At 46.6% G+C, this 21,306-nt stretch carries 23 protein-coding genes and 1 pseudogene; 5 read left to right on the top strand and 19 right to left on the bottom strand.

What is annotated here, in order from left to right; genetic code table 11:
• Positions 1–143 precede the first annotated feature (143 nt).
• The 9 genes from AC4IE7_RS13130 to AC4IE7_RS13090 form a co-directional block, all read right to left on the bottom strand.
• Positions 144–725, bottom strand: a complete 582-nt coding sequence (locus tag AC4IE7_RS13130; RefSeq protein WP_490777301.1) for a hypothetical protein — start codon at positions 723–725, stop codon at positions 144–146.
• 235 nt (positions 726–960) lie between these two features.
• Entirely contained in the window at positions 961–2,049 is a 1,089-nt protein-coding gene (locus tag AC4IE7_RS13125) for a DUF6094 domain-containing protein (RefSeq protein ID WP_490777300.1), read from the bottom strand.
• Positions 2,050–2,121: 72 nt separating this feature from the next.
• The gene (gene radC, locus AC4IE7_RS13120; RefSeq protein WP_490777299.1) at positions 2,122–2,643 is read right to left on the bottom strand and encodes a RadC family protein; all 522 of its coding nucleotides are present in this window, start codon (positions 2,641–2,643) and stop codon (positions 2,122–2,124) included.
• A gap of 76 nt (positions 2,644–2,719) precedes the next feature.
• Complete coding sequence (locus AC4IE7_RS13115) at positions 2,720–2,926, bottom strand: hypothetical protein (protein WP_490777298.1); 207 nt, start codon at positions 2,924–2,926, stop codon at positions 2,720–2,722.
• Between the two features lie 15 nt (positions 2,927–2,941).
• Positions 2,942–3,472 (bottom strand): DUF3275 family protein, encoded by a 531-nt coding sequence (locus AC4IE7_RS13110; RefSeq protein WP_490777297.1) that lies wholly within the window; start codon positions 3,470–3,472, stop codon positions 2,942–2,944.
• A gap of 232 nt (positions 3,473–3,704) precedes the next feature.
• Entirely contained in the window at positions 3,705–3,968 is a 264-nt protein-coding gene (locus AC4IE7_RS13105; protein WP_490777296.1) for a hypothetical protein, read from the bottom strand.
• A 250-nt stretch (positions 3,969–4,218) separates the two neighbouring features.
• Positions 4,219–5,058, bottom strand: coding sequence for an HDOD domain-containing protein (locus AC4IE7_RS13100; protein ID WP_490777295.1), 840 nt, complete (start codon positions 5,056–5,058; stop codon positions 4,219–4,221).
• Positions 5,042–5,275 carry a hypothetical protein gene (locus tag AC4IE7_RS13095; protein ID WP_490777294.1) on the bottom strand — a complete coding sequence of 78 codons (234 nt, stop codon included), beginning with the start codon at positions 5,273–5,275 and terminating at the stop codon, positions 5,042–5,044. The genes AC4IE7_RS13100 and AC4IE7_RS13095 overlap by 17 nt, the downstream gene beginning before the upstream one ends.
• Positions 5,276–5,301: 26 nt before the next feature.
• Positions 5,302–5,466 (bottom strand): topoisomerase DNA-binding C4 zinc finger domain-containing protein, encoded by a 165-nt coding sequence (locus tag AC4IE7_RS13090; protein WP_490777413.1) that lies wholly within the window; start codon positions 5,464–5,466, stop codon positions 5,302–5,304.
• Between the two features lie 203 nt (positions 5,467–5,669).
• On the opposite strand from AC4IE7_RS13090, the gene AC4IE7_RS13085 reads away from it, so the two are divergent.
• Entirely contained in the window at positions 5,670–6,617 is a 948-nt protein-coding gene (locus AC4IE7_RS13085) for an IS110 family RNA-guided transposase (RefSeq protein ID WP_069003287.1), read from the top strand.
• Between the two features lie 8 nt (positions 6,618–6,625).
• On the opposite strand, the gene topA is transcribed toward AC4IE7_RS13085, so the two are convergent.
• Both topA and AC4IE7_RS13075 read right to left on the bottom strand, forming a co-directional pair.
• The gene (gene topA, locus AC4IE7_RS13080; protein ID WP_490777293.1) at positions 6,626–8,623 is read right to left on the bottom strand and encodes a type I DNA topoisomerase; all 1,998 of its coding nucleotides are present in this window, start codon (positions 8,621–8,623) and stop codon (positions 6,626–6,628) included.
• Between the two features lie 16 nt (positions 8,624–8,639).
• Complete coding sequence (locus tag AC4IE7_RS13075) at positions 8,640–9,458, bottom strand: PFL_4669 family integrating conjugative element protein (RefSeq protein ID WP_490777292.1); 819 nt, start codon at positions 9,456–9,458, stop codon at positions 8,640–8,642.
• A 484-nt stretch (positions 9,459–9,942) separates the two neighbouring features.
• Between AC4IE7_RS13075 and mobH the strand changes: the two genes are divergently transcribed.
• On the top strand, positions 9,943–11,712 hold the full coding sequence (gene mobH, locus AC4IE7_RS13070; RefSeq protein ID WP_490777291.1) for a MobH family relaxase: 1,770 nt from the start codon (positions 9,943–9,945) through the stop codon (positions 11,710–11,712).
• A 381-nt stretch (positions 11,713–12,093) separates the two neighbouring features.
• Here the strand turns inward: mobH and AC4IE7_RS13065 are convergent, their stop codons facing one another.
• The gene (locus AC4IE7_RS13065; protein WP_490777290.1) at positions 12,094–12,402 is read right to left on the bottom strand and encodes a hypothetical protein; all 309 of its coding nucleotides are present in this window, start codon (positions 12,400–12,402) and stop codon (positions 12,094–12,096) included.
• A 260-nt stretch (positions 12,403–12,662) separates the two neighbouring features.
• Here AC4IE7_RS13065 and AC4IE7_RS13060 point away from each other — a divergent pair.
• A pseudogene (locus AC4IE7_RS13060) lies at positions 12,663–12,893 on the top strand (phage integrase N-terminal SAM-like domain-containing protein); the annotation flags it as partial.
• A 60-nt stretch (positions 12,894–12,953) separates the two neighbouring features.
• Positions 12,954–13,319 carry a tyrosine-type recombinase/integrase gene (locus AC4IE7_RS13055; protein ID WP_490777412.1) on the top strand — a complete coding sequence of 122 codons (366 nt, stop codon included), beginning with the start codon at positions 12,954–12,956 and terminating at the stop codon, positions 13,317–13,319.
• A gap of 34 nt (positions 13,320–13,353) precedes the next feature.
• Here AC4IE7_RS13055 and AC4IE7_RS13050 read toward each other — a convergent pair whose 3' ends face one another.
• Positions 13,354–14,418 (bottom strand): alanine/ornithine racemase family PLP-dependent enzyme, encoded by a 1,065-nt coding sequence (locus AC4IE7_RS13050; RefSeq protein ID WP_490777289.1) that lies wholly within the window; start codon positions 14,416–14,418, stop codon positions 13,354–13,356.
• Entirely contained in the window at positions 14,415–15,503 is a 1,089-nt protein-coding gene (locus tag AC4IE7_RS13045) for an N-acetyltransferase DgcN family protein (RefSeq protein ID WP_490777288.1), read from the bottom strand. Before AC4IE7_RS13045 ends, AC4IE7_RS13050 begins: the two co-directional genes overlap by 4 nt.
• A gap of 510 nt (positions 15,504–16,013) precedes the next feature.
• On the opposite strand from AC4IE7_RS13045, the gene AC4IE7_RS13040 reads away from it, so the two are divergent.
• The gene (locus AC4IE7_RS13040; protein WP_490777287.1) at positions 16,014–16,232 is read left to right on the top strand and encodes a type II toxin-antitoxin system ParD family antitoxin; all 219 of its coding nucleotides are present in this window, start codon (positions 16,014–16,016) and stop codon (positions 16,230–16,232) included.
• Here the strand turns inward: AC4IE7_RS13040 and AC4IE7_RS13035 are convergent.
• The 5 genes from AC4IE7_RS13035 to AC4IE7_RS13015 all read right to left on the bottom strand — a co-directional run bounded on the left by AC4IE7_RS13035 (position 16,132) and on the right by AC4IE7_RS13015 (position 21,306).
• The gene (locus AC4IE7_RS13035) at positions 16,132–16,473 is read right to left on the bottom strand and encodes a helix-turn-helix domain-containing protein (protein ID WP_490777286.1); all 342 of its coding nucleotides are present in this window, start codon (positions 16,471–16,473) and stop codon (positions 16,132–16,134) included. The two genes, AC4IE7_RS13040 and AC4IE7_RS13035, sit on opposite strands and share 101 nt — an antisense overlap.
• A gap of 66 nt (positions 16,474–16,539) precedes the next feature.
• Positions 16,540–17,739: a hypothetical protein gene (locus AC4IE7_RS13030; protein ID WP_490777285.1), complete on the bottom strand. Its 1,200-nt coding sequence runs from the start codon at positions 17,737–17,739 to the stop codon at positions 16,540–16,542.
• Between the two features lie 9 nt (positions 17,740–17,748).
• Complete coding sequence (locus AC4IE7_RS13025; protein ID WP_490777284.1) at positions 17,749–18,678, bottom strand: beta propeller repeat protein; 930 nt, start codon at positions 18,676–18,678, stop codon at positions 17,749–17,751.
• A 1-nt stretch (position 18,679) separates the two neighbouring features.
• Positions 18,680–20,263 (bottom strand): PAAR-like domain-containing protein, encoded by a 1,584-nt coding sequence (locus AC4IE7_RS13020; RefSeq protein WP_490777283.1) that lies wholly within the window; start codon positions 20,261–20,263, stop codon positions 18,680–18,682.
• A complete protein-coding gene (locus AC4IE7_RS13015; protein WP_490777282.1) occupies positions 20,260–21,306 on the bottom strand; it encodes a hypothetical protein in 1,047 nt (348 codons plus the stop codon). Before AC4IE7_RS13015 ends, AC4IE7_RS13020 begins: the two co-directional genes overlap by 4 nt.

Below are 21,306 nucleotides of genomic sequence, written 5' to 3'. Positions count from 1 at the left end.
CTGTTGCTGTAGCACCTGATATCGACATTGCAATCAGTTCCATTGAAATGCACATTCAATTATTCTCTCCTTTACGTTAATTAGAGCAGAGAGAAATCCCAACAGGGATACTCTTTCTGCAGGGGCGATTTTAATCCGGAGGATTAAATAGAATTGGGTAATGTGAGCTCACCTTCGTTGATCATATTAGTGATCAATGGCTCCAGCTCATCATCTAGCTCAATTAATGTACCGGCTACACCGACACCATTAGTTAACGGTTTGATCCACTGTTTTTTATGGCATCGATTGAGAAATACCTCTCGCCATTCATCAAGCATGGGCATTGGACAGACCATTTTAAACAGCGGCCATTCATCTATGTCTGTTTGATCATCAGCATGTAACATCAATCCACGATGATTGACCAAGTCCGGCAATATCGCTAGTTTCGTGTAGATCCATAACTGAGTCAGTTTACCAAAGATGGTTTGGCTCACTCCTAATGATATTTTATCAAGATCATCAACATTTGGAACACTAACTAAGTATTTAGTGTAGTTTCCAATTATATTAAACTCTCGAATCCCATTTTCACTTCGGGGAAGCTGAAGACGGGCAATAAGTTCTTGTAGGGCTGTATCTCTGCCCCATACAGACAAAAATAGGAGATTGCCTGAATCATCTGCCAGATAAGCATCTGCATAGACATCGGCGATCGCTGATATTTTAAACAATGTAGTCATGAGGGCTACTCCTTAGAGACTAAGAGTGGAAATTCCTCATGGGTAACCCCAAGGGGGTTATCCCCATGGGGTTTGATATTGGACTGGGACGATATCGTCCTACTGGCATTTCACAGTCCATGGCCAGATAGGGTGCCTGATAACCTCAAGCGGGGGTTGAAAACATCTTACCCAAGAGTTCAAGTGAGCTCTTGGGTAAGATCCCGTGAAACGGGATCTCATCTGATAAGCATCTTTACTTAATAGTCAAGCATTTACCAAACGTTTCGCTTCCTTCAGTGAAATCAAGTGCTCGTATTGTAGGTACAAACCGATCTGTCTGAATTCTGCGAGTACGGGTTAAGTCTCCTTTACTGTTAAATTCTTGCTCTTCAGTAGTCTTTTTGCTCTTAAAGGTATCTCCTTTAATCACATATTTACGACCATCCTTTGATTCTACACAACCAGATACCTGGCCGGCAGCAAGTGCTAATGCGAGATGCCAATCAGAGAGCTTGCGTACAGGCCTTCTATGGTTGGTAGACTCATACCTAAACACCAACCCCATCTGGTCCCACAAAGACCTCGTATTGTCAATTACATTTGTTAATTGACGAAGATCAATACGCGCAGCATAAAATTTAGGTTCACTTGAACTGGCTGGAACCTCATATGCCTCATGTGGCCATATTTGCGGGAATTCATCTGGAAGAGTGTCCATTTTTCCTACCGCTAGCAATCTATCTCTGATCTCGGTATCTATTTGACCAGAGCGTTGCTTTATCCCTAAAACAACAATTTGCTTGAACTGTTGTTCTGGTGTAGCAAAGACTCTCACAGTGTGAAAATGTCTGGCAATGAGTGAAGACAGTTCTTTATCAAGACTGTAGTGCGGAACGATTAAGGCCATAACACCACCATACTGTAACAGACCATTCGTCATGCGATAGAACACCTTTTCGAGACGATCTGTTTTCTCTCCGAAACCTCTTCGATTAGCTATCGTATCTCCGTAAGGAGGGTTCAGCCAGAGAAATCCATATGATCTTGCACCCATTATGCAATCATGAATATCTGCGTGGATACAGTAATCAAGAAGTTCTTTTGCCTCCCAAGCACGTTCTTCGTCATATTCAATGCCGTAAGCAACACATCGTTCAGGTCCCAATACATGCTTAGTCTCTGCCAATGCCGTACCTTCTCCTGAGCATGGATCTAGTATCCTCATTATTCCATGTTCACATGGAGCGATAGAGTTTAAGATACGTAATGTGGTTTCACTATCTGTTGGATAGTACCCATTCTTTGCGTAATTATGTGCGACACGCTGGAACATCAATCCCATTGTTTTCTCCTATTTGTTAAAGCAGGAGAAACCCCGGCAGGGATTTCCCCTGACGGGTTAATGTAAAAAAGGTTATAGGAGTCCTTGTTCCGCGAACGAAACCGTGGACTCATGTGAAACGATCAAGTGATCAAGCACTTGTACATCGATCAGTGCCAAGGCATCCTTCAATCGCTCGGTAATACGCTTGTCCGCAACTGATGGCTCGGTAATCCCTGATGGATGGTTGTGGACAAATACAACAGCCGCGGCGTTCCGCTTCAACACAGTATTAACGACTTCTCTGGGGTAGACACTCGCACCATCGATGGTGCCGCGAAATATTTCCTCGACATCGATCAGCCTGTGCCGGTTATCCAACAGGACCACAGAGAACATTTCATACTCCAGGTCTCCATAACGTAATTGGAGATATTCCCGCATCTGAACCGGTGAAGTAATTGGATCACCCTTCGGATGACGGTTGGCCAGCACAGACAACGCCAGCCCTAGCAGGGAATCCTGCTCCGCTGGACTGATGTCAGACACGGACAGGCCTTCGAAACGGTTATGGTCCAACAAGGTCAGTTGAACGATCTTGGAGGTTGCAGACATAAATTGCTCCTGTTAAGTACAGGGGCGAAAACCCGCAAGGGGCTTTGGCCCCTTGTGGGTTGAAATGGCGGTAGGATCAATCGTTATCGAGATCCATACCGATGAGTTGATCAAGGTACTCGCGGTCCTCGTCGGTCATAGGTTCCAGGTCATCGATAGAGCGACCCCGGATGTCCAGGCCGCATCGGTGACAACAGGTGAGCATCGAAGGCGAGATATAAACCACATTGCCATAGTCATGGCCACGAACGGCGCAGACCAGGCGTGCGAAGAGACGTTTCATAGAACCTCCTTGTCATTAATGAATCTTGTTCCAGATTTGCGTCTTCGGCTCGTACTTGTACCCGACTGATTTCAGGTAACCGGTCTGAGCGCGAAGCATCGAGCGTCCCACCGTGGGATCGAGCTTGACCTCTTCACCAACAGGCCAGATCTTTCCGAAGAGTTGCTTCAACTCCTCATGAGAGAAGTCGTCCGGCGCCTTCCCATCAAGATTTAACGGAGCCTTCGATCGTGGCTTGGGTTCATCATCGACAGGATCCGGAATAGCGTCAGGAATGGTCTCCTGAAGGCATTCGTCGGCATTGTCGAGCGTGAGGTCTTCGAGATAGGCGACTGGCTCGATGATCTTGCCAACCCCGAAAGGCCGAACCCGCACATCCGTATCCCGGATGACGAACTTGCCTTCATAGGTACCGGCATCGTACTGATCAAGACCGTCGTATCGCACCACAAAGTCTCCTATTTCGCTATATAGCGTTGCGACACTGAACTGGCCATTACGACCATGAATAACATTGACGGCCATGCGGCCTTGCACAGTTATCATTATGAATCTCCTGCTTGAGTAATTGGATTAACCCAATAGGAGAACACCCATACGGATGTGCTTCCGCATGGGTTGAGAGTAGGGATGGATTGAGGCCTATTAAATAGACCTGGTGAACATCTAACAATCCGAGGTTCACGCATGTTATCCACTTCAGTGGATGGAAAGAGGGTATACGATAATTACTTATCGAATACCCTCTCTCTAGAATAGAGAGAGGGTTAGGGGCACGTTAATGCTCTAGATAGCACTCTACTGGCACATCCTCTTCCGTACGCTCGTTTTTTGAGCGCATTGAATTAGAGACATGCCTGAAAAGTGTGACGATCTTTTCTTCGTTTTCCGGGACCTTCGCAGGCTCTGGAAGTACGGAAAGAAATTCTTCAATAAAACTCAAGCTACCGACAGTTGAAACGTTTCGTTTCATCCGTTCTACAACTTCTGATGCAGAAGGTATGTGTTTTGTAAGGTCAGTGGGGTTGGTTGCTTCGCGCATGGTGTTCTCCTGTTAAATGGCCTCCGGAGGCTCACCTAACGACCCTAGTGGAGGCCGATAGGTGAGCCTCCGTGAGGTCAGAAAACCCATATCTAAGAAACCAACCCCGTTATCTGGGAAGATTTCCCAGATGGGGTGATTATTGAATCAAATCTCACGAATGAGACCCAGTTATCACATGATTCAAGAACTGGTTTGGTGCTACTTTTGGCCGTAGCGGTGCACAATCAATACAAATATAGTAGTCAGTTTAGTTAATCCCAGCAACTTTTTTCATAACTTCATAACGATCGTTCGCCTGGATCACTAACTCAGAAACTGGCAGATTTGAAAATTCTGGCAACGGCTCTTCATTCTGAATTGCATTTGCTATGCTGTTTGCTACGCCTATCCCTGACCCAAAATCTTCGTATGCCTTAAATTCATTATGATGTTCGTAGGCTGCATCTGCTATATCGGTTGGAAATCGCCAATAGTCAAGCAATAGCCCACCTGCGATATCATGACTATAGTCAAATAGTTCTCTCTCGGCATCTAGCAGGTCTATGTTTTCTTTTAGGTGTTTATTCACAGCCATTGAATACTTATGTGCATCAACTTTTAGCATCATCAGACGTCCAATATCATGAATAAGACCGCCTAAAAACCATCGGCCTGGATCCGGCAAGTGGTGATAATTAGCGATAGATTCTGCGATTGAAGCGACCATTAGATTATGTTTCCAATGATTCATCATCAGTCCTAATTTACCTGGCACAGTGAAAAAGACAGATGAAACCTCAGTAGCTGTAATAATGTGTATCGTCGTCGTTAAACCCATTCTTACGATTGCGTCGCGTACATCTGTTATCTTGTTAGCCGGGCTGGAGAATGCTGCATTTGATGCTCTCAGTGTCCTAACAGCCAATCCTGCGTCAGTTTTAATAATATCTGCAAGATCTTCTAGCCTCATGGTTGGCGAGTAAAGAACTTCAAATACCTTTGTCAGCAATGGAGATGGTGAGGAGATATTTGCATTCCTGATCCAGCTCGGTGCAGCACTCAAGGTAGTTTCCTGCATTTTATTTCCATTATTAAGTAGTGTTTCCATCGTCTGGCATCTCACTTATTGACATCCAACATCCTTTAAAGTGACCAACAGAGGTACCTTTTAGAGGATCGACAGCCATATTTCGACTCTCTATTTGTCGTTCCACTTCAAGGATATTGCGACCGGTCTCTGTAAATGCTTGAGGATTTTCACCAACATACACCAAACCTGAGGGGCCGATGAGTTGAACATGAAAGTTTTTCAGTTTTTCAGACATAAGATAGCTCGTAACATCGATGTCATTTAGGCAGACTTCCAATCAAAATGCCTACATTTTGGGAATTTCGAACAACCAAAAAACTCCTTGCCGGCATTCTCTCCATTTTTAACCGTACGTATTACCATTTGCCCTTGGCCGCATGTAGGGCAATGCTCATCTGTTGATTTGTGTGCATTGTATGGTTGAATTTGAGTACTGATAGCCGATCCCTGCCTCTAAATGGAGAGTTGATAAAATGAAGCCCGTAACTTGTAGCAGCAAGTTACCGGTTCAGTAGCCCGATGATGCACAGGTCTATAAGACCGTTAACAAGCGGGGGCACTGAACCGACCCGATTTATCTCGAACAGTCGAATGGGCTTCAAGCCCGAATTTAGCAAGGGTGAGTACAAATGACAAACCTTAGAAAGAGAAAATCCCGTGTGAATGTCGGTGTCGATGTAGGCAAATGGATGCTAGATATTCATATATACGAAAAAGATCTCCACTGGCAGGAAGAGAATTCGCCTGAAGGTATCAAACGAATCCTAAAGCGCCTGGCCCACTACCGGGTACATCGCCTGGTTATGGAGGCCACAGGCCGCTACCAACTGGCCCTGGCAACTGCCGCCTACCAAAAGTCTCTACCCGTCTGTATCGTCAAGCCCATGTCGGTTCGTCGCTATGCCGGTGCCATTGAGCAACTGGCCAAAACCGACAAGATTGATGCCCGGGTGATTGCCGAATTCGCTGCTGTCATCCAGCCTGATCCAACCCCAAAGGTCAGCCGTAACCTTCAGATAATAAAAGACTTAATAACCCGCCGTAGACAAGTTATGGAAATACGTACCCAAGAGCTCAACCGGCTGCAGATTATGGGCAAGACCTTTGAAGCCTCCTGCCGCCGAATACTACGGACACTGGATGCTGAAATTCAGCGAATCGAGAAGAAGCTTACAGGGGTCATCGAAAAACAGGCTGAATGGTCCGAACGGAAATCGATCTTAATGTCAGCCCCAGGTGTCGGTGAAACGCTGGCCTATACTCTGCTAGCCGATTTACCAGAGATGGGGTCGATGAGCAACAAGCAGGTAGCCGCCCTAGTCGGAGTAGCGCCGATCAATCGAGATAGTGGGAAATCACGAGGTAAGCGGCGAATCAAAGGCGGTCGAGCGGGTGTTCGCACAACACTTTATATGGCCACCTTGAGCGCTACCCAATGCAATCCAATAATCCGCGCTTTCTACAGACAGCTGGTGGCGCAGGGTAAACATAAAAAAGTTGCATTAACGGCCTGCATGCGAAAGTTTATTACTATGTTGAATGCCATGGTAAGAGATCAAGTTACTTGGGCTTATTGATCTTTTTATTAGTCGGGTTGACGCCACAGTCGCTTGTTAAGGCTGGATACTGAATGTTCTACAGGCTTTCCCTTGCGATCAGCCATTGTCACATCACATTCTGGGTAATTACTACATCCCCAAAAATATGAACGCTTGCCTTTTCTTCGCTGCATGTATCCTTTTCCGCACTTACATGGATGCGATTTATCAAGTTCACCTGGCTTTCCTTTAACGTTTGGTGCGGTATAGCCACAATCAGGATATCCGCTACACCCCCAGAATTTGTTCTTGATCAGACGTAATGTCTTACCGCACCTGGGGCAGGTATGTTGAACTTCATTTTGATTGCCAAGTTCTGCCAATGCCCCTAGTTCACCAGTTAACACACGATATGCATTAGACACCACATCGAAATAGTCCATGTGACCAGCAGCTACTTGATCTAATAGTGTTTCTATCTGACTCGTATATTTAAGTTCCAAAAAACTAAATCGGTTAACCAAAGTCCTGACAATAAGGATTCCAAGATCTGTAGCGTTCAATTTTCTCTTGTTAACGATGACATATCCACGATGTACGATATTGTCAATGATGGAAGCATAGGTAGATGGCCTTCCAACACCCTCGGCTTCTAGTTTTTTAATCAAAGAAGCTTCGGTATATCTTGCTGGCGGCTTTGTCTGTTTATCTTCAACAGCACCATCAATTGCATAGAGTTGTTGATTTTGTGTCAGCCTTGGTAATTGCTGGTCGTTATCCTTCACAGATTCATCTGCTGCATCACGTACACTAAGTAACCGCCACCCTGAATAGATAAGCTGTTCACCTTTTGCTAGAAAGTGCATGATATGACCGTCGATCTGATCATTAGAAGAAAGAGAAAGCTTTGTCACATCAATCTCTGCATTCTTCATCTGGCACGCAACGGCACGTTGCCAAATCAATTTATAAAGTTGTTGTAGATCTTGTGGTATATCCTGACTCTTATCAGGATGCTTAGGAATAGAAGTAGGTCGTATTGCCTCATGGCCTTCTTGGGCATTGGCTTTAGACTTCCAAGTATTTATCTGGCTAGATATGTGATCTATGTACCCGTTATTTTGTAACCACTCACGTACCTCTGTTGCACCATCATCAGAGAGATTCGGGTTATCGGTGCGGTGGTAGGTTATCAGACCCGCCTCAAATAGCTTTTGAGCGTTTTGCATACATTGTTTCGGGGACATTCCTAGAGACACCGATGCTGCCTGTTGCAGAGTAGAGGTGATAAATGGTGGAGGAGGGCGATTCGATCTTTTAGAGCGGTCAATGGATGTTACGATAACATTTCTGATATCTGCTACATGCTGGGCAAATGCCCGGTTTGTCCAATACTTTTCCACTTCAGGAAGTAGATCACCTGGCATCCACTTGGCCTTCCATCTGATGTTATCTGTATCGAAATGCAGATACACCTCGACGTAGTCTTTTGGTCTGAAATTCAATATCTCCAGTTCACGATCTGCGACGATTCTGAGAGCGACAGATTGAACACGTCCTGCTGTTAACCAAGCGCCGTTTCCGCAAGCCCGACTCAACTCAGGTGACACGCTATACCCCACCAGTCTGTCAAGCACTCTGCGGCCTTCTTGAGCTCGAACCAATGATATGTCGATTTCTGATGGATTATTGACAGATTCAGTCACAGATGATTTCGTGATGGCATTAAAAGTTACTCGGTAAGGCTTTTTTAAATTGAGCGCTTGCTGCAGGTGCCAAGCAATTGCTTCACCTTCACGATCAGGGTCAGTCGCCAACCAGACTTGACCGACGGTCTTTGTGAGTTTTTTCAAACTACCAAGAACCTCTTTACCCTTTTTGCTAGGAACATAGTCTGGTTTAAATGTTTCAAAATCCACGCCCATTTCTTTTTGAGGAAGATCTCTAACGTGCCCCATTGATGCTTTCACAATCCAGTCAGGCCCTAAGATAGACTGAATTTTTTTACATTTATTCGGTGATTCAACAATCATTAGATGTTTCATTGATGCCTCATTGCCGTTATGCACTCTCGTGAGAGACAAATCGAGCGCGTTGATCTTTCATCAGTATTTCTTCTGCAAGGTCACCGTATTTCTCTATTACAGACCTAGCCGCTGCGTTATTTGCGGCGATGTCATCCCGGGTCGCGCCGCCGAACCTATAACGGGTTGAGACGTGAAAAATGTGTCTTAATTTCGTCCGTGTTTTGACCACGTAACGATGCCAGTCAGACTGAACCAACAAACCTATCTGCTTTGCGGAGTAGGCCAAGGTAACAAGCTTGTCGTATTGACTCAGACAGCGTACGGCGATGTAGCCATAGGGTGTGCCAAACTCTAGCGGTATTGTGATGGGGTCTTCTGATTCATGAAAGTCGATCACCATGCCTTCCATACCATCCAGTAATTCTTGTAGATGCTTAACTTTATTTTTTAAGTCTTTTTCAAAGTCATCAAATAAATTTTCAATCTTTATCAGTACGGCTTCAGCATAGGGATCGTCACGCTGACAAAGCATGGTGAGATTATTGGCATTGGTTGCAAATAGGGTTAAGCCGACGATCTGATTGATTCCAGATTCCTTATCGCCTCTCCGGCCATAAAATAGATCATGGGCAGACCTGGTGTGGATAACGACAGATCCTTTTGTCTTAAGCCTGCCAGGCGAAACTCTTTTGCTCTGTTTTTCAGCGCCATCATTAACAGAAGAAGAACCATGATTTGCATTATCGTTTGCATCAGCTGTTGTGGCATCCGCGATCTCTTGCACAATATCAAGAGATTCTGAATCTAAATCTCCAGCTTCCTCTAAAATCTCTTGCTTTGCATTCTGTTCCATATTCAGACCTCAATTGCATCCATCAATATTTCAAACAAAATTAATTCGGTCCCATAGCGGAACCAAATCACTAATAAAAACGAGAATGAAATAAGAATCTGCCAGGCAGGCAGACGGTGCAGGATGCAAACTCCCGTCCCTTGGGACGTTCAGGTCAGTACGGAGCGGAGGACCTAAATATTGTTAAAATAAAGCATAAGCGTCATCATTTTGTCAACTGTAATGACGATATGTCACAATGACAAAAACATTTATCGTCTGCAAAGATTTGCCCCAGAGCGCATACTACGAAAGGGAAAGGATCGATCAAAGGATTTGAAGGGTAGGGGTTGTTAATGGAACAGGACTTACCCGAAAGGGCCGCCGCGATCACAAAAGTGAGCGATCGCGGCGATGAAAAGGCAAAGGGAGCTCCAGCACTGTCGCAGGCCTCCAGCAAATGGCCTTGTCGTCGCTGAGGCAACAACCCAAGAGAACGGCAATCATGAATGTTTGGCGCAAAATAAAAGGTGTTTTGAGACCGGAAAAGCAGAATAGGGGGCTGCTTCAGGCACAAACTGCGGACGCTCTTCTAAAACGCTATCAACCACAGATGAGAAGGATAAGGCAGCTCACAAGTGTTCCCGATCGTCACTACAACAAGCTGTACCTGGACCTGGTTCAACGTCTGGCGGATCTCCTACAATTATTACCTGCCTCAGAAGCCCATCACCACGCACATGCTGGTGGCTTGCTCCAGCACTCCCTGGAGACCGCAGAAGCGGCTCTGCGGATCCGCCAAAGTTATCTTTTGCCTCAGGGCGGCATCCCCGAACAACAATCGATGAAGGCCGATATCTATACCTACGCTGTGTTTACAGCGGCCTTGCTCCACGATATCGGAAAGCCGCTTGCCGACCAGCTTATACGCATTCACCACTCTGATGGCCGCTTGGAAGATTGGCAACCCTTGGGAGGCCCTATACCCGCGGGAACACTGTATAGCATTACTTTCCGACGTGACCGCAAGTACCGGATCCATGAAAAGTTACCATTACTACTGGTCCAATGGATTATCCCGATTGAAGGACAGGTCTGGCTCAACACTGACCTTCAAGTATTGGAGCAGTGGACCGATGCCTTGTCGGGATCCAGCATCGATGACGCCAATGCGATCAGCGAGATCATCAAGAAAGCCGATCAATATTCTGTCGCAAATAACCTAACGGGCGGGCATGCTGTATCAATAGCCCAGCAGCCGGCGGTACCGCTGCATCAGCGTATTGCCGTAGAACTACGACGATTGATTGAAGAGGAATGGAAGCGCAATGAACCCGGAGGCGTTGCATTCCACACGCAGTCATCCGATACCATCTGGCTGGTCAGCAAGCGCAGTTTGGACGAACTCAGATCCAGTTTGATTGGACAAGGACAGACTGGCATCCCGCCGAATCCTCGTATCATGGACGAACTGATTCAATACGATTACCTGAATGCCTCCAGTGATGGCAAGGCCTCAAGAAAAATCACCATCAACATCGGTGATTGGGAACAATCTCTAACATGCATTGGGATACGCGCCTCGAAGCTATGGGGAGCTGGGTCAGGACCAACAACAGACATTGATGTTCGCATAACACTGGAAGATGGCAATAGTGAAGGGCCGTCATCAGCCATTCAGCATGTCGATAATACCCAGCCCATCTCTCAAAATATGGAGCAGGCGTCACCAGCATCAGTCGACAACCAGCAAGCGGTTACTGCTGCAGTCTCTGCAACGGTTGAGACAGCATCCTATCAGGAGGTCGATGATGATGTGCCTCCTGATCCCAGGGTGGATTCTCATCCAGCGCCCGCAGCGCTTGAAAAGGAACCTGAGCCAGAAGCGGTGCCGGATGAGAATATTGCAGAGACATTCTCTACCTGGCTGACAAATGGCATAAAAGCCGGAAAGCTGGAGATCAACAACGCAAAGGCCATGGTCCATTCAGTACCGGAAGGCCTCCTGATCGTCAGTCCCAGGATATTCCGAGTATTCGCACAATCAGTCGGCGCCGACTACAAGAAGGTCCAAAGTAAATTCCAGCGGTTGAAGATCAACAAGAAAACGAAGGAAGGACAGAATATCTGGACCTACGACATTAAGGGCGATCGTAAGCGCTCGAAAGTTAAGGGGATGATAATTATGAACCCTGAGAAGGATTTGGGTCTGGCTTCACTGCCAGACCCAAATACGCATCTGGTCATTGCGCAGAAAATATTTCTTGACAATTAGGCGGGGAAATACCAATAATTTTTGCATGACCGATTAAGAAAGCCGCTACCCCACATAACAGGAAGTTACATTGGATAGCGGCTTTGGGTGTTGGCTCGGTGGTCTAGATCGAGCCAAACATGTCTCCGACTTTGGAGAAAGCGGTTTAACAGGATTAAAGGAAGCTAACCACTTTCTAATGCACAGGAAGGGTTTAAACACTTTCTGCAGAGGAAGGCTAGATGCTCACCACAGAGGAAGGCTAAACGCTAACTGCACTGGAAGCATACTACATCAAGACGCTATTTGCACAAATCATAAGACAGTAGTTTATGTGCATAATGTATATTATGTTAAATGATATATTGACAAGTATTCATTAATTAGTTACCGATGGACGCCCTAGTATCTTTGTAGTGTTTCCTTGATACTAGCGATTTTCTCAAATGCCCCACCAGCACCATGATAAGTTTCTGCATGAAGGTTGAACAACTGGCCACATGATGCACATGAAAAATAGTTGTTTACGATATCTCCCCAGTGCCCTCCTTTTGCTAATTGCTCAAATGGTTCACCTGATTGGCCAGCACCCGCATACTTTAAAACTCCATTATTTACCGCCTCATCTACCTTCTTTATAACTCGCTTAAGATCAGACGGTAGTTTTATAGGAGTTCCAGATATAAGTCTTATGCATCGATCGCAGCTCATGATTCTCCTTGTACAAAAAGTTAAAGCTGTGCGGTGCAAATCATGACTTATAACAGCTTTATTAACGAGACCCCGTGTCTCGTTATTCATTTATAGCAAGACCTCTATATAACACTTTAATTGACTGAATTTCAATGACTTAGAATCATGGCGTCTCGTTATACATTTTCAGCAAGTCGTGACAGTGGCAAACTATGGATTTCGGAGGAAAATCATGAGGTCAGCCAACTCAATCCCGTAAGCCACGCCTACTTGATCAGGTACGAGTCGCCTGTCGGCAGAAACATTTCAGTCACAGAACTGAAAAGACTTATGTCTACTGGATACGCCAGTTCATCCTGTTCAATGGGAAGCGCCATCCCAATGAGATGGGCAAGCAAGAAATCGAGGATTACCTCAATCACCTGGCTTCCCGACGAAATGTCTCTGCCAGTATCCAATCAGGCGCCCTCAATGCGATAGTTTTCCTGTATCGCACTGTTTTGAAACAGGAATTACCTGAGTTAGACAATCTCAGACGGATCAAACGCTACAAATCCATTCCTCTGGTGATGTCGACGCAAGAGGTGTCGGCCGCCTTCGCGCTGATGAGCGGTTCTACGCGCCTGGTGGTAGAACTCATCTATGGAACAGGAATGAGAATCCATGAGTGTATGTCCCTCCGGGTCAAAGACATCGATTTCGACCTTCGATCGATCACGGTTCGAGCCGCTAAGGGCAACAAAGATCGCGCTACGTTGCTCCCAGCGGCCCTGATACCGGCACTGCGAAGTCACCTCACAAAGGTGGCGCAACTGCACAAATCTGACGTACTGAGCGGAAATGGCTATGCGCCGATGCCAAACGCCCTGTACAGAAAGTATCCATCATCCTCGCCAGAACCCTCCCCTATATGGCGGCTTTGGGTAATAACTTGAATTGTTGAAAGTATTTTTAGTTCTGGCAAACGCGTCAGGGTTTCAGCTTCTTGCTGACGAAGGGGGAAGTCATGGCGCGCACCAAGGCACTGTAATTGAGCTGAAAAGTTACTTCTGTGCCGACGGACAGATCGCCTCGTACGGACTCTAAGATGAGATGGTCACTGCTGGCCCCAAGGATGCGGGTCCCGTCTGACGATTGCAGACCATCCGGATCGATATCCTGTATGCCGACGGCCAGGATACTTTGCATGATATGGCCACGGTCTGCGGCGATAGGCTTCTCACCAAATGCGGTTTGTGCAATTTCACCCGATGGCTGTGAGGGCTTGATCTTCGACTCGATGACTTCGGCGATCAGCGTGATAGCGTCTGTGTGAAGCCCGTTAATGGGTGTGCGATTGAGAGGTTCGCAACCGAGCAGGATCGATTCACCCAGACGGAGATTGTTGATTCGCCCGGTATCTGAGTGACTGAACACCCACTCAATATTGGCAGAGTTCCCGCCCGATACGATCTCTACCGTTTGGCCGAATTTCAACTCGATCGTCTCTGCAAGGTCTGATAACAACGACATGTTGCTGGCGTCGGGCGAGACGCCACTACGACACGCGAGATTAGTGCCGATACCTTTGAAAGCGATGTTTGGCAGGCTTAGTGTCTCGGCTACGCAATCGATCAGGTCAGCGGGCAGGATGCCTTCCCGGAGATCACCCAATTCGACCATGAGTAAAACTCCGTGGGTACGGGCTGCCTTTCGTGCTTCGAACGAGAGTCTCCTGATGACCTCCATTTCAGTGTTGAGACTTATGTCGGCGTGTTTGACGACCCGACTCACCTGGCTAAGCATAGGAGAGCGAATCAGCGTCATTGATACGGATGGTAGTGTCTGACGCATCGCTTCTATATTTTCGATGCGGGAGTCGCCAAGGGAACTGATACCCGCTTTTAACAGCACTGCCGCAATCTCAGGTGAGCCTAGTGTCGCCTTGGTGACACCGGTGACAGAGATACCAAGACCTGCCAGTCGTTGAACCAGTATGTGAGCGTTGTGGTAGATCTTGGCAAGGTCGATCTCCAACCGTGGTGCGGGTTTCATGCGGCGGAAGGGAGCTTCTCCTTGAGTTCAGGGAATGCCGAAACAACCATCTCCACCAGTCGATCAGGTGACCGGGTCAGTGCATCTGTGGCAGGGATACCAAGTTCAACCTCATACTGTGAGATCGCCTCGTTGACCTCGCTGTCACTCATGTTCTCGTGATTGATCGTCAACCCGATGACCTTGGTATTGGCGAAGACCTGAAGGAGATTGATTTCAGTGGCCGGTGTCGGCATTTCCATGTCTTCAAAATCACAGCGTTTTTTTCGACCTGGTGCGTGCTGTAAAATAATCCCGCTAGGGCAGCTGCCACGAAGTATGAAGGATGTAGATGAGAAAGCCGGATGGCTTAGCGCCCCCTGCCCTTCGATGATAATGACATCTGGTTCGTCAAATTCGAACGCTTCAACGATGGTCGCTTCCAACTCTCCGGCACAGAATTGTGAGGGAATTGCATCAAGTGCAATGCCGAAACGAGCCCCCTGGATCAAACCGGTCTGGCCTGTCCCAATCATCACGGCCTTCACTCCACAGTCATTGAGAGCCTGGGTCAGAATAACAGCAGTTGTTCGCTTGCCAATAGCACAGTCGGTACCAAGCACAGCGATACGCGGACAGGTGACCTTGGCGATAGCACCGCTGAACATGCGCAATTCCTTTTTGTCCCGGGGTTTTCGTATATCCAGGATCTCTACCTGATTCGCTTCACAAGCCGCTTTGAATACCGGGTCATCGTTGAGAAATTCATGCAAGCCATTGACGATGTTCATACCATGACTCATCGCCTCGAGAATCAGGCTGCGCTCGTGAATCGATAGCATGCCGCTGGAGGGAGCCATTCCGAAGATGAAGTAATCTGGCACTGTACCTGCCTGTGTCAGTGCGCTGGCCAGGTCACGGCAGATGGGAATGGCGTTGGGCTTGTCGTCAAGCACCATGCCGGCGTCGAGGCCGGTTTTTTCACTATCGATGACCGAAAGTATCTTATACCGTTCCGATCGCCGAACGAGCCCGTTGGCCGTTTTGCCGTCGATAGCACCAAAATTGGCTTCGCAGTAGACGATGGCAGTTGAGCCCAGCTGCATGACGTCACTGATTCGAGGTAGACTGGACTTTACCGTGTCGTTACGGGCGGTAGGGACAGAATAGGATATAGGCGCGCTTGATCGCGCGTACAACGGGACGGTGAACATTGTAACACCTCAGGTGAGGCTCAGAGGAGGCGACAGGATAGTGCGACCGGAATTGGCCGTATGTCAACGAGTAGTCCCGACTAAGGTTGGGTTGCTGTGGAAATTACCCACTAGGCTTGATAGCTGCGCAGATTATAGCACAATACTTTCTGCCTCGGAGGAGGACGATAAAAAACGGCAGGAAATCAATACTGACGAAAAAAACTCCGCATTTTTGACCTTAAAGACTTTCACATCGGTTTGGATTAGTGGCAATAGTCAACAGCCGAGTCCATTTTTTTCAATCAGGTCAATCGCACCCCACCCTATTCTCCAAGTATTGTTATAAATCCTATGACCACTAATTCACTACCATAAATATATAGCACTAAATGCTGCCTCTTCCTCACAGCTAGCGAGCTGGTGCGGGACTCGTTAAGACTTCTTGAAGAGCAGCAAGCTAATTCTAAACTGGAAAACTTGCGCCAAGCCCTGATAGAGGGTGAAGAAAGTGGTGATGCTGGTGAGCTGGATATGAGCACTATTCGGCAGGAAGCAAAGAAAGAAGCAGGCTTAACTTTGCCTTGTCGATCCTTAGGCTCTGTAGGCAAGCATTGGGTCCCTGCCCTGTCACGCTTTTAAAGTGGCGGATCAGTGTCCGGTCACTGACATTCAGGCGAGCTGCCAGTTCAGGGACCTGTAGCGGATTATCCAGGTTCTTCTGCATCAGTTCGTACGCCTTACCCACTACCGGGTCCTCATATTTACGTGCACTGCTGACACGGAATGCCATCTGCGAGGGTCGGCTGCTGTCCAGCAACAGGTATCGCGCAGTCAAATGGGCAATTCTGCTATTGGTAAAGTGGCGAATAACTTCCAGCATCAGGTCCTGATAGGAGGTCGAAGAAATCAAATCGGGACACTCACCGTTTACTTATGGTCATCTTCGCTATTTTGATCCAGTGTGAAGCAGCCGCAGGATTAGATCGGCCTGATGGCGTTGGGGCTGGGTGCCCTCTTCCTTGATCAATAGGAGATTCTCTTCCGTCAAAGTCCTGCCTGCCAGGTAGCGGGTACCCCACTCGAACCGTTGCCGGTTGGCTTCCCACCAAGTCGCTACTGCATCGGGGTCTGGCCAGGGCAGGTCTTCTTCGTAGGCCTGGGTCCAGGGATCTTGTTTGCGTTTTTGCGCTAGTGGAATCTCATGGTTTTCACTGATCTCCTGGTCTCTCAGTATTAGATCATCAGCATCCAGGTCGACCCCGGTGATGAAACAGAAGGCTTCCCCTGCAAGTTGGGCGTATTCCGGATAGTTCATCCATTCAAGCAATATATTGACCCAATCAGGTAATCCGGCCATGGCGATGTTGTAGGCCTTAATACGAAGAGAAAAGTTACCGTTGTGAATACGTGGAATTGCGCGCTTTATAGCGGAGATATCGTGTAGATAATGTATCAGACCAAGCGCTTTACGCAAATAAGGATTGTCAGAAAAGCAGAAGTGGAGTAGTGGTTTATAGGCTACATCAATATTTAGAAGGATTCCGCTGTAGGTGGCCTGGAATCGCAGCGACGCTTCTTCATGATCAATGTGTTCTCTAACACTATCTGTATAGTCGACCAGTCCCCTGTCACCGATCAGTTTCAGTGCGGTAATGCGCACCACATTTGATTCGCTGTTCAGGTGGGTTAACAGCCAGTCCCTGTCTACTTTGTTAAGGTGATGGCCAACGGCTATTATCACGGCTACCTGAACCCATGGATTCTCGTGATGAGAAATTTTAAGAAGATAGGGCTTGACTGTATTGAAATCAATCCTGCACAGTGCATCCCTCAGTTCGCGACTCCGTTTCTCATTTTCTACTGCTTCAAGCGCCTGTTGAAAGGCGTTATCATTGTTGGTGACTATTGCGATGTAGGAGACAGTGAATACAGCACCCCAGTCATGCATGCGGATTTTCGAAAGTACGGAGTCGCCGAAATTTTCATTGGCGAGGAGACATTCGAGGAATGCATTTAAGCGCTCATCCAGTTCATCAAGCTGTTTTTTTCGGTAGTTTGGATTGTATTCCGCCGCATCGCGCAGGAACCAGGCAAAGGGTGCATCGTGACGAAGTGGTGTTTTGACTGTTTGATAAAAATACATCACATAAAATATTCAATTAAAATTAAAGATCTGCTCCCATGATTTTCCATCGAAAATGTGTGCCTCTTTAGGACCGGCGGATAGTAAATAACCGTGTTTGGCCGCAAGAAGCCCACAAAATAACTGCTTGTAACCATTTTCATAGGGAACTGGTTCCAACTTGGTACCATTGATTGTATAGAGCCTGCTCCATGAGGTTATATAGACCTTACCATCAAACCATGCGATTGCATCCAGTTGATCTACATCGTCGTCTTGGATAATTTCCCATTGCTCCTCACGTCCTTTTATTATTTTTCCGTCCCAGCAGGCGACATAAATGAAGCCGTCATCACCACATATCATATCTGATACCAATGAGTTGATTGGAAGTGAAATTCTGTACCACTGCTGCCCATCATATCGCCACATATCACATTTGCTTCCACAGGCATAAATGTCCCTATCCGAAAAAGAGTCTATGGCATGAAAACCTATACTGTTGATGATTGATTTCTCGCTCTCTTGAAGTGGAACTGATAAATCCATCCAATGACTTTTTCCGTCTCGGCGAAAAACATTACGCATGGAACTTACTGCATAGGCCTTTCCATCACTCAAACAACACACTTTGGTCACAGTTGTTTGCTCGCTGATAGGAAGCGGTGCCTCAAATGAACTGTCTCCTCCACCTGAAATGAACACGCCCCCTTCGGAATTGATAAAAACCCACCTGTCTTTAGGTATACGACAACCACACGCCAAAACTCTATGTGCAGGCCCTAGATGTCTGTACCCCCAACGTTCATCAATAGGATCGTTCTGATAGTAGTAAAATATCCGCGTTTCATATGGTTCCGTCCCATCTGTTTTTTGTCCGATAAAGGATAAAATATCCGTATTCCGTATATAGCAACCTGTGATTTCATAATCGCGCAGATCAACAGTTCCAATTTGAGGCATCTTACTTCTCTTTGCTACTATTATCCGGATATGGGATAGCACCCTTTAGCCATCCGCCACCTGGTCTAGATTTTTTAGGTGAAACTCGAAAATTATTTTTCTTACATTTTTTTTTGTAATAATTATCTAATTGAACAGCTAGGCATAAATTATTGTCACCACATTCACTGCCAAACACCCTGGAATGAGCCTCCAATGCAGCTTTTTTTGCTTTTTCATAAGTTAGTTCACCGTTATCTATTTCTTTTGTTGCTAACTCATTCATTAAGTCGTGCATTTTTCCATGCGAGCCGGTTGCGTTACCCCCCTCCGAACATACTGTTGGTGCCCCACCATGAGTATACTGATTCAGAGGATTCCCCTTGTCACAATCTGCAATATTTCCATGTTCTGACTTAAAAAAAGAGTCAGGTATGAGATGGTGGGCCGTTTGTCCGGGACAACACCCGCTACTACTAAATAGTGTAACCGGCATAAGCGATTTGTTATATGGTTCTAAAAGGCATTTTCTGGCTTTTATGCACTTGCTTTTTCTGGCTGCTTTCTCCGCCATTGACGCCAGATTTTCCGGTGTAAATTTTTTAGCGCCTTTCAGTAAAAGCCGCTGCACTCTTAGTTTCGCCAAAAAATCCTCTGTAATGGTTAATATTAATTTAATCTCGGCAACAACCTCTTCTGCAATTTTGGCATATAGACTAGTGTTTGCGATGCGCTTCAATCTCCTCAATCGAGAAATTGGTAACAGGTCCAATATACTATCCGGTATGATGGCAGAAATAGCTTCTTTCGATAATATTTTCCAGTCAACTATTTCAGATATGTTCTTTAGTTGTTTTGGAAGGTTTGTGATTGTGTTTTCCAGTTGTTCTATTTGCTTGTCAAATGCTTCTATTTGCTTATCTAGACCACCAGGGTTGGCAATAAGATAGGGAAAGCAATGGCCATATTTCCAGTTTTCATCCACTATCACGCTAAATCCGTTTTTTTTTGCCCACTTTTTAAAGGCACGGACTAATGCATTCTTCATTCCTCGTCGTTTTATAGTGTCTTTACTTTCTTTTCTCCTACTTTTTTTTGTTGTTGAAAAGCATTTGGAAGTGCTATTCTTTCCACATGCTTTTTCAATTAGTTCGCATGCTTTCTTGCATTCCCTTCTAACAGCGTTGTCTAAATATACCCAATTGCTTGTATTGCCAGACCATGAGGCGTGATTATGGGTTATCGTATCCGTGTGGCGGCAGACATTATTACCTTCCACCTTGACGTCCATCGACCAACTTGTGAAATAGGCTTTTCCTTTTTTGACGCCTGTGTTGATGCCCATTGGGCCTGCTGCGGGTTCGTTTCCGGTGCTGGTTTTTATAAAAGATATGTCTTTTTTTGCAACTTGCAAACCGCTGATGAAAACTGTTGTGGAACCGTTTGCAAGATCCTTGGCATATGCTGTATTCGCATAGGGAGCCAAGATCCACCCTCCACTAGGTGGTGGTGGTGTGAAGCAGGGGTCAGGGAAAGCAGCTCTAGATAGACCATCTGCTGCCTTACATGCAATCTCTAAACCGTTTGCAAAGACATTGTTTTTCAAGGTTGGTCTCCTCTTTCATGGTATTGCATGATAAAGGCTCCCCGTTGCTGGTTGTCGTTGCTGATATGGCAAAGGGCTTTGTAGCCTGGCGCATATCCCTTAACGAACGCATAGTACACCATGACAACCATTGCACCACCCACTGCGGCCCCTACCTCTCCAATGCTGTCAGCCGGATGCCACAATCGATGTTCAGGTACTCTTTGTTTCAATGCTTTTTTTTGGGCTAACGCCGCCTCATTGAAAAAGTAGTCCTCCCCGGATAGGCTAGCGACGCGAAAGGCGGTTTCGTAGATGGATATACCCGAATCTTTTGAAGCATTATTGATTGCAAAGGTCAATCCTTCACCCTTAAGTACCTGCTCTTCATCGTTGATGACAGCTATCTCCTCTCCCTCCCCCACACCAGCGATTAAAACCTCGGAGTTATTTTTATCTGAATGGCTCAGCAGTACGGCAGTTGCTGCCTCACCAGGAATGAAACCGTTGGTGTTGTTGTCGCAAAGAAGGCGGCAACCATCACAATTGAGATCTCCGCCGTAATAGGCCAGTAGGGTTGGACTTAGTAAGCTGTCAAGCCCAACAATAAGGACATACTCCTGATGTTGCTGGTGGATCAGAAGCTGAGCCTGCAACAGGGCACTGATAAACCCACAACGCTGCCGCCAGAAAACAGAGCTTTCCGGGTGCGGTTTGTCGAGATCAAGCGTCGAGAAAACCTCATTTATGAGTCTTTGCATCACCAGATCGTTGTTGAAATGAGTGGGCAGTGTTTTTTCTGGAAGACATAACAGCACTGGCAGGTTTTCATAATTCATGGGCAAGAGCGCAGTAGCTTCCTTGATCGCTTCCTCAAGCATGTGGGATAGTCGGGGTAGGCCGGTCAGATTACTGTCGATCGCTGCACCGACCTGCGGGTGATCGCTATAGGGTTGTTTGAACTGCAAGCATTGGTATCCATCGTATCCGCAACGCATGGCGGCCGCGTTGAGCGGTGATCCGTTGGCGAGGCATGAGACCATGCCTAATCCTGCTACACTCAT

Source organism: Candidatus Thiodiazotropha sp. AKAK3 (assembly GCF_058244645.1).
The sequence above is the reverse complement of the archived record's forward strand: the minus strand, read 5'-3'. Positions and strand labels throughout refer to the sequence as shown.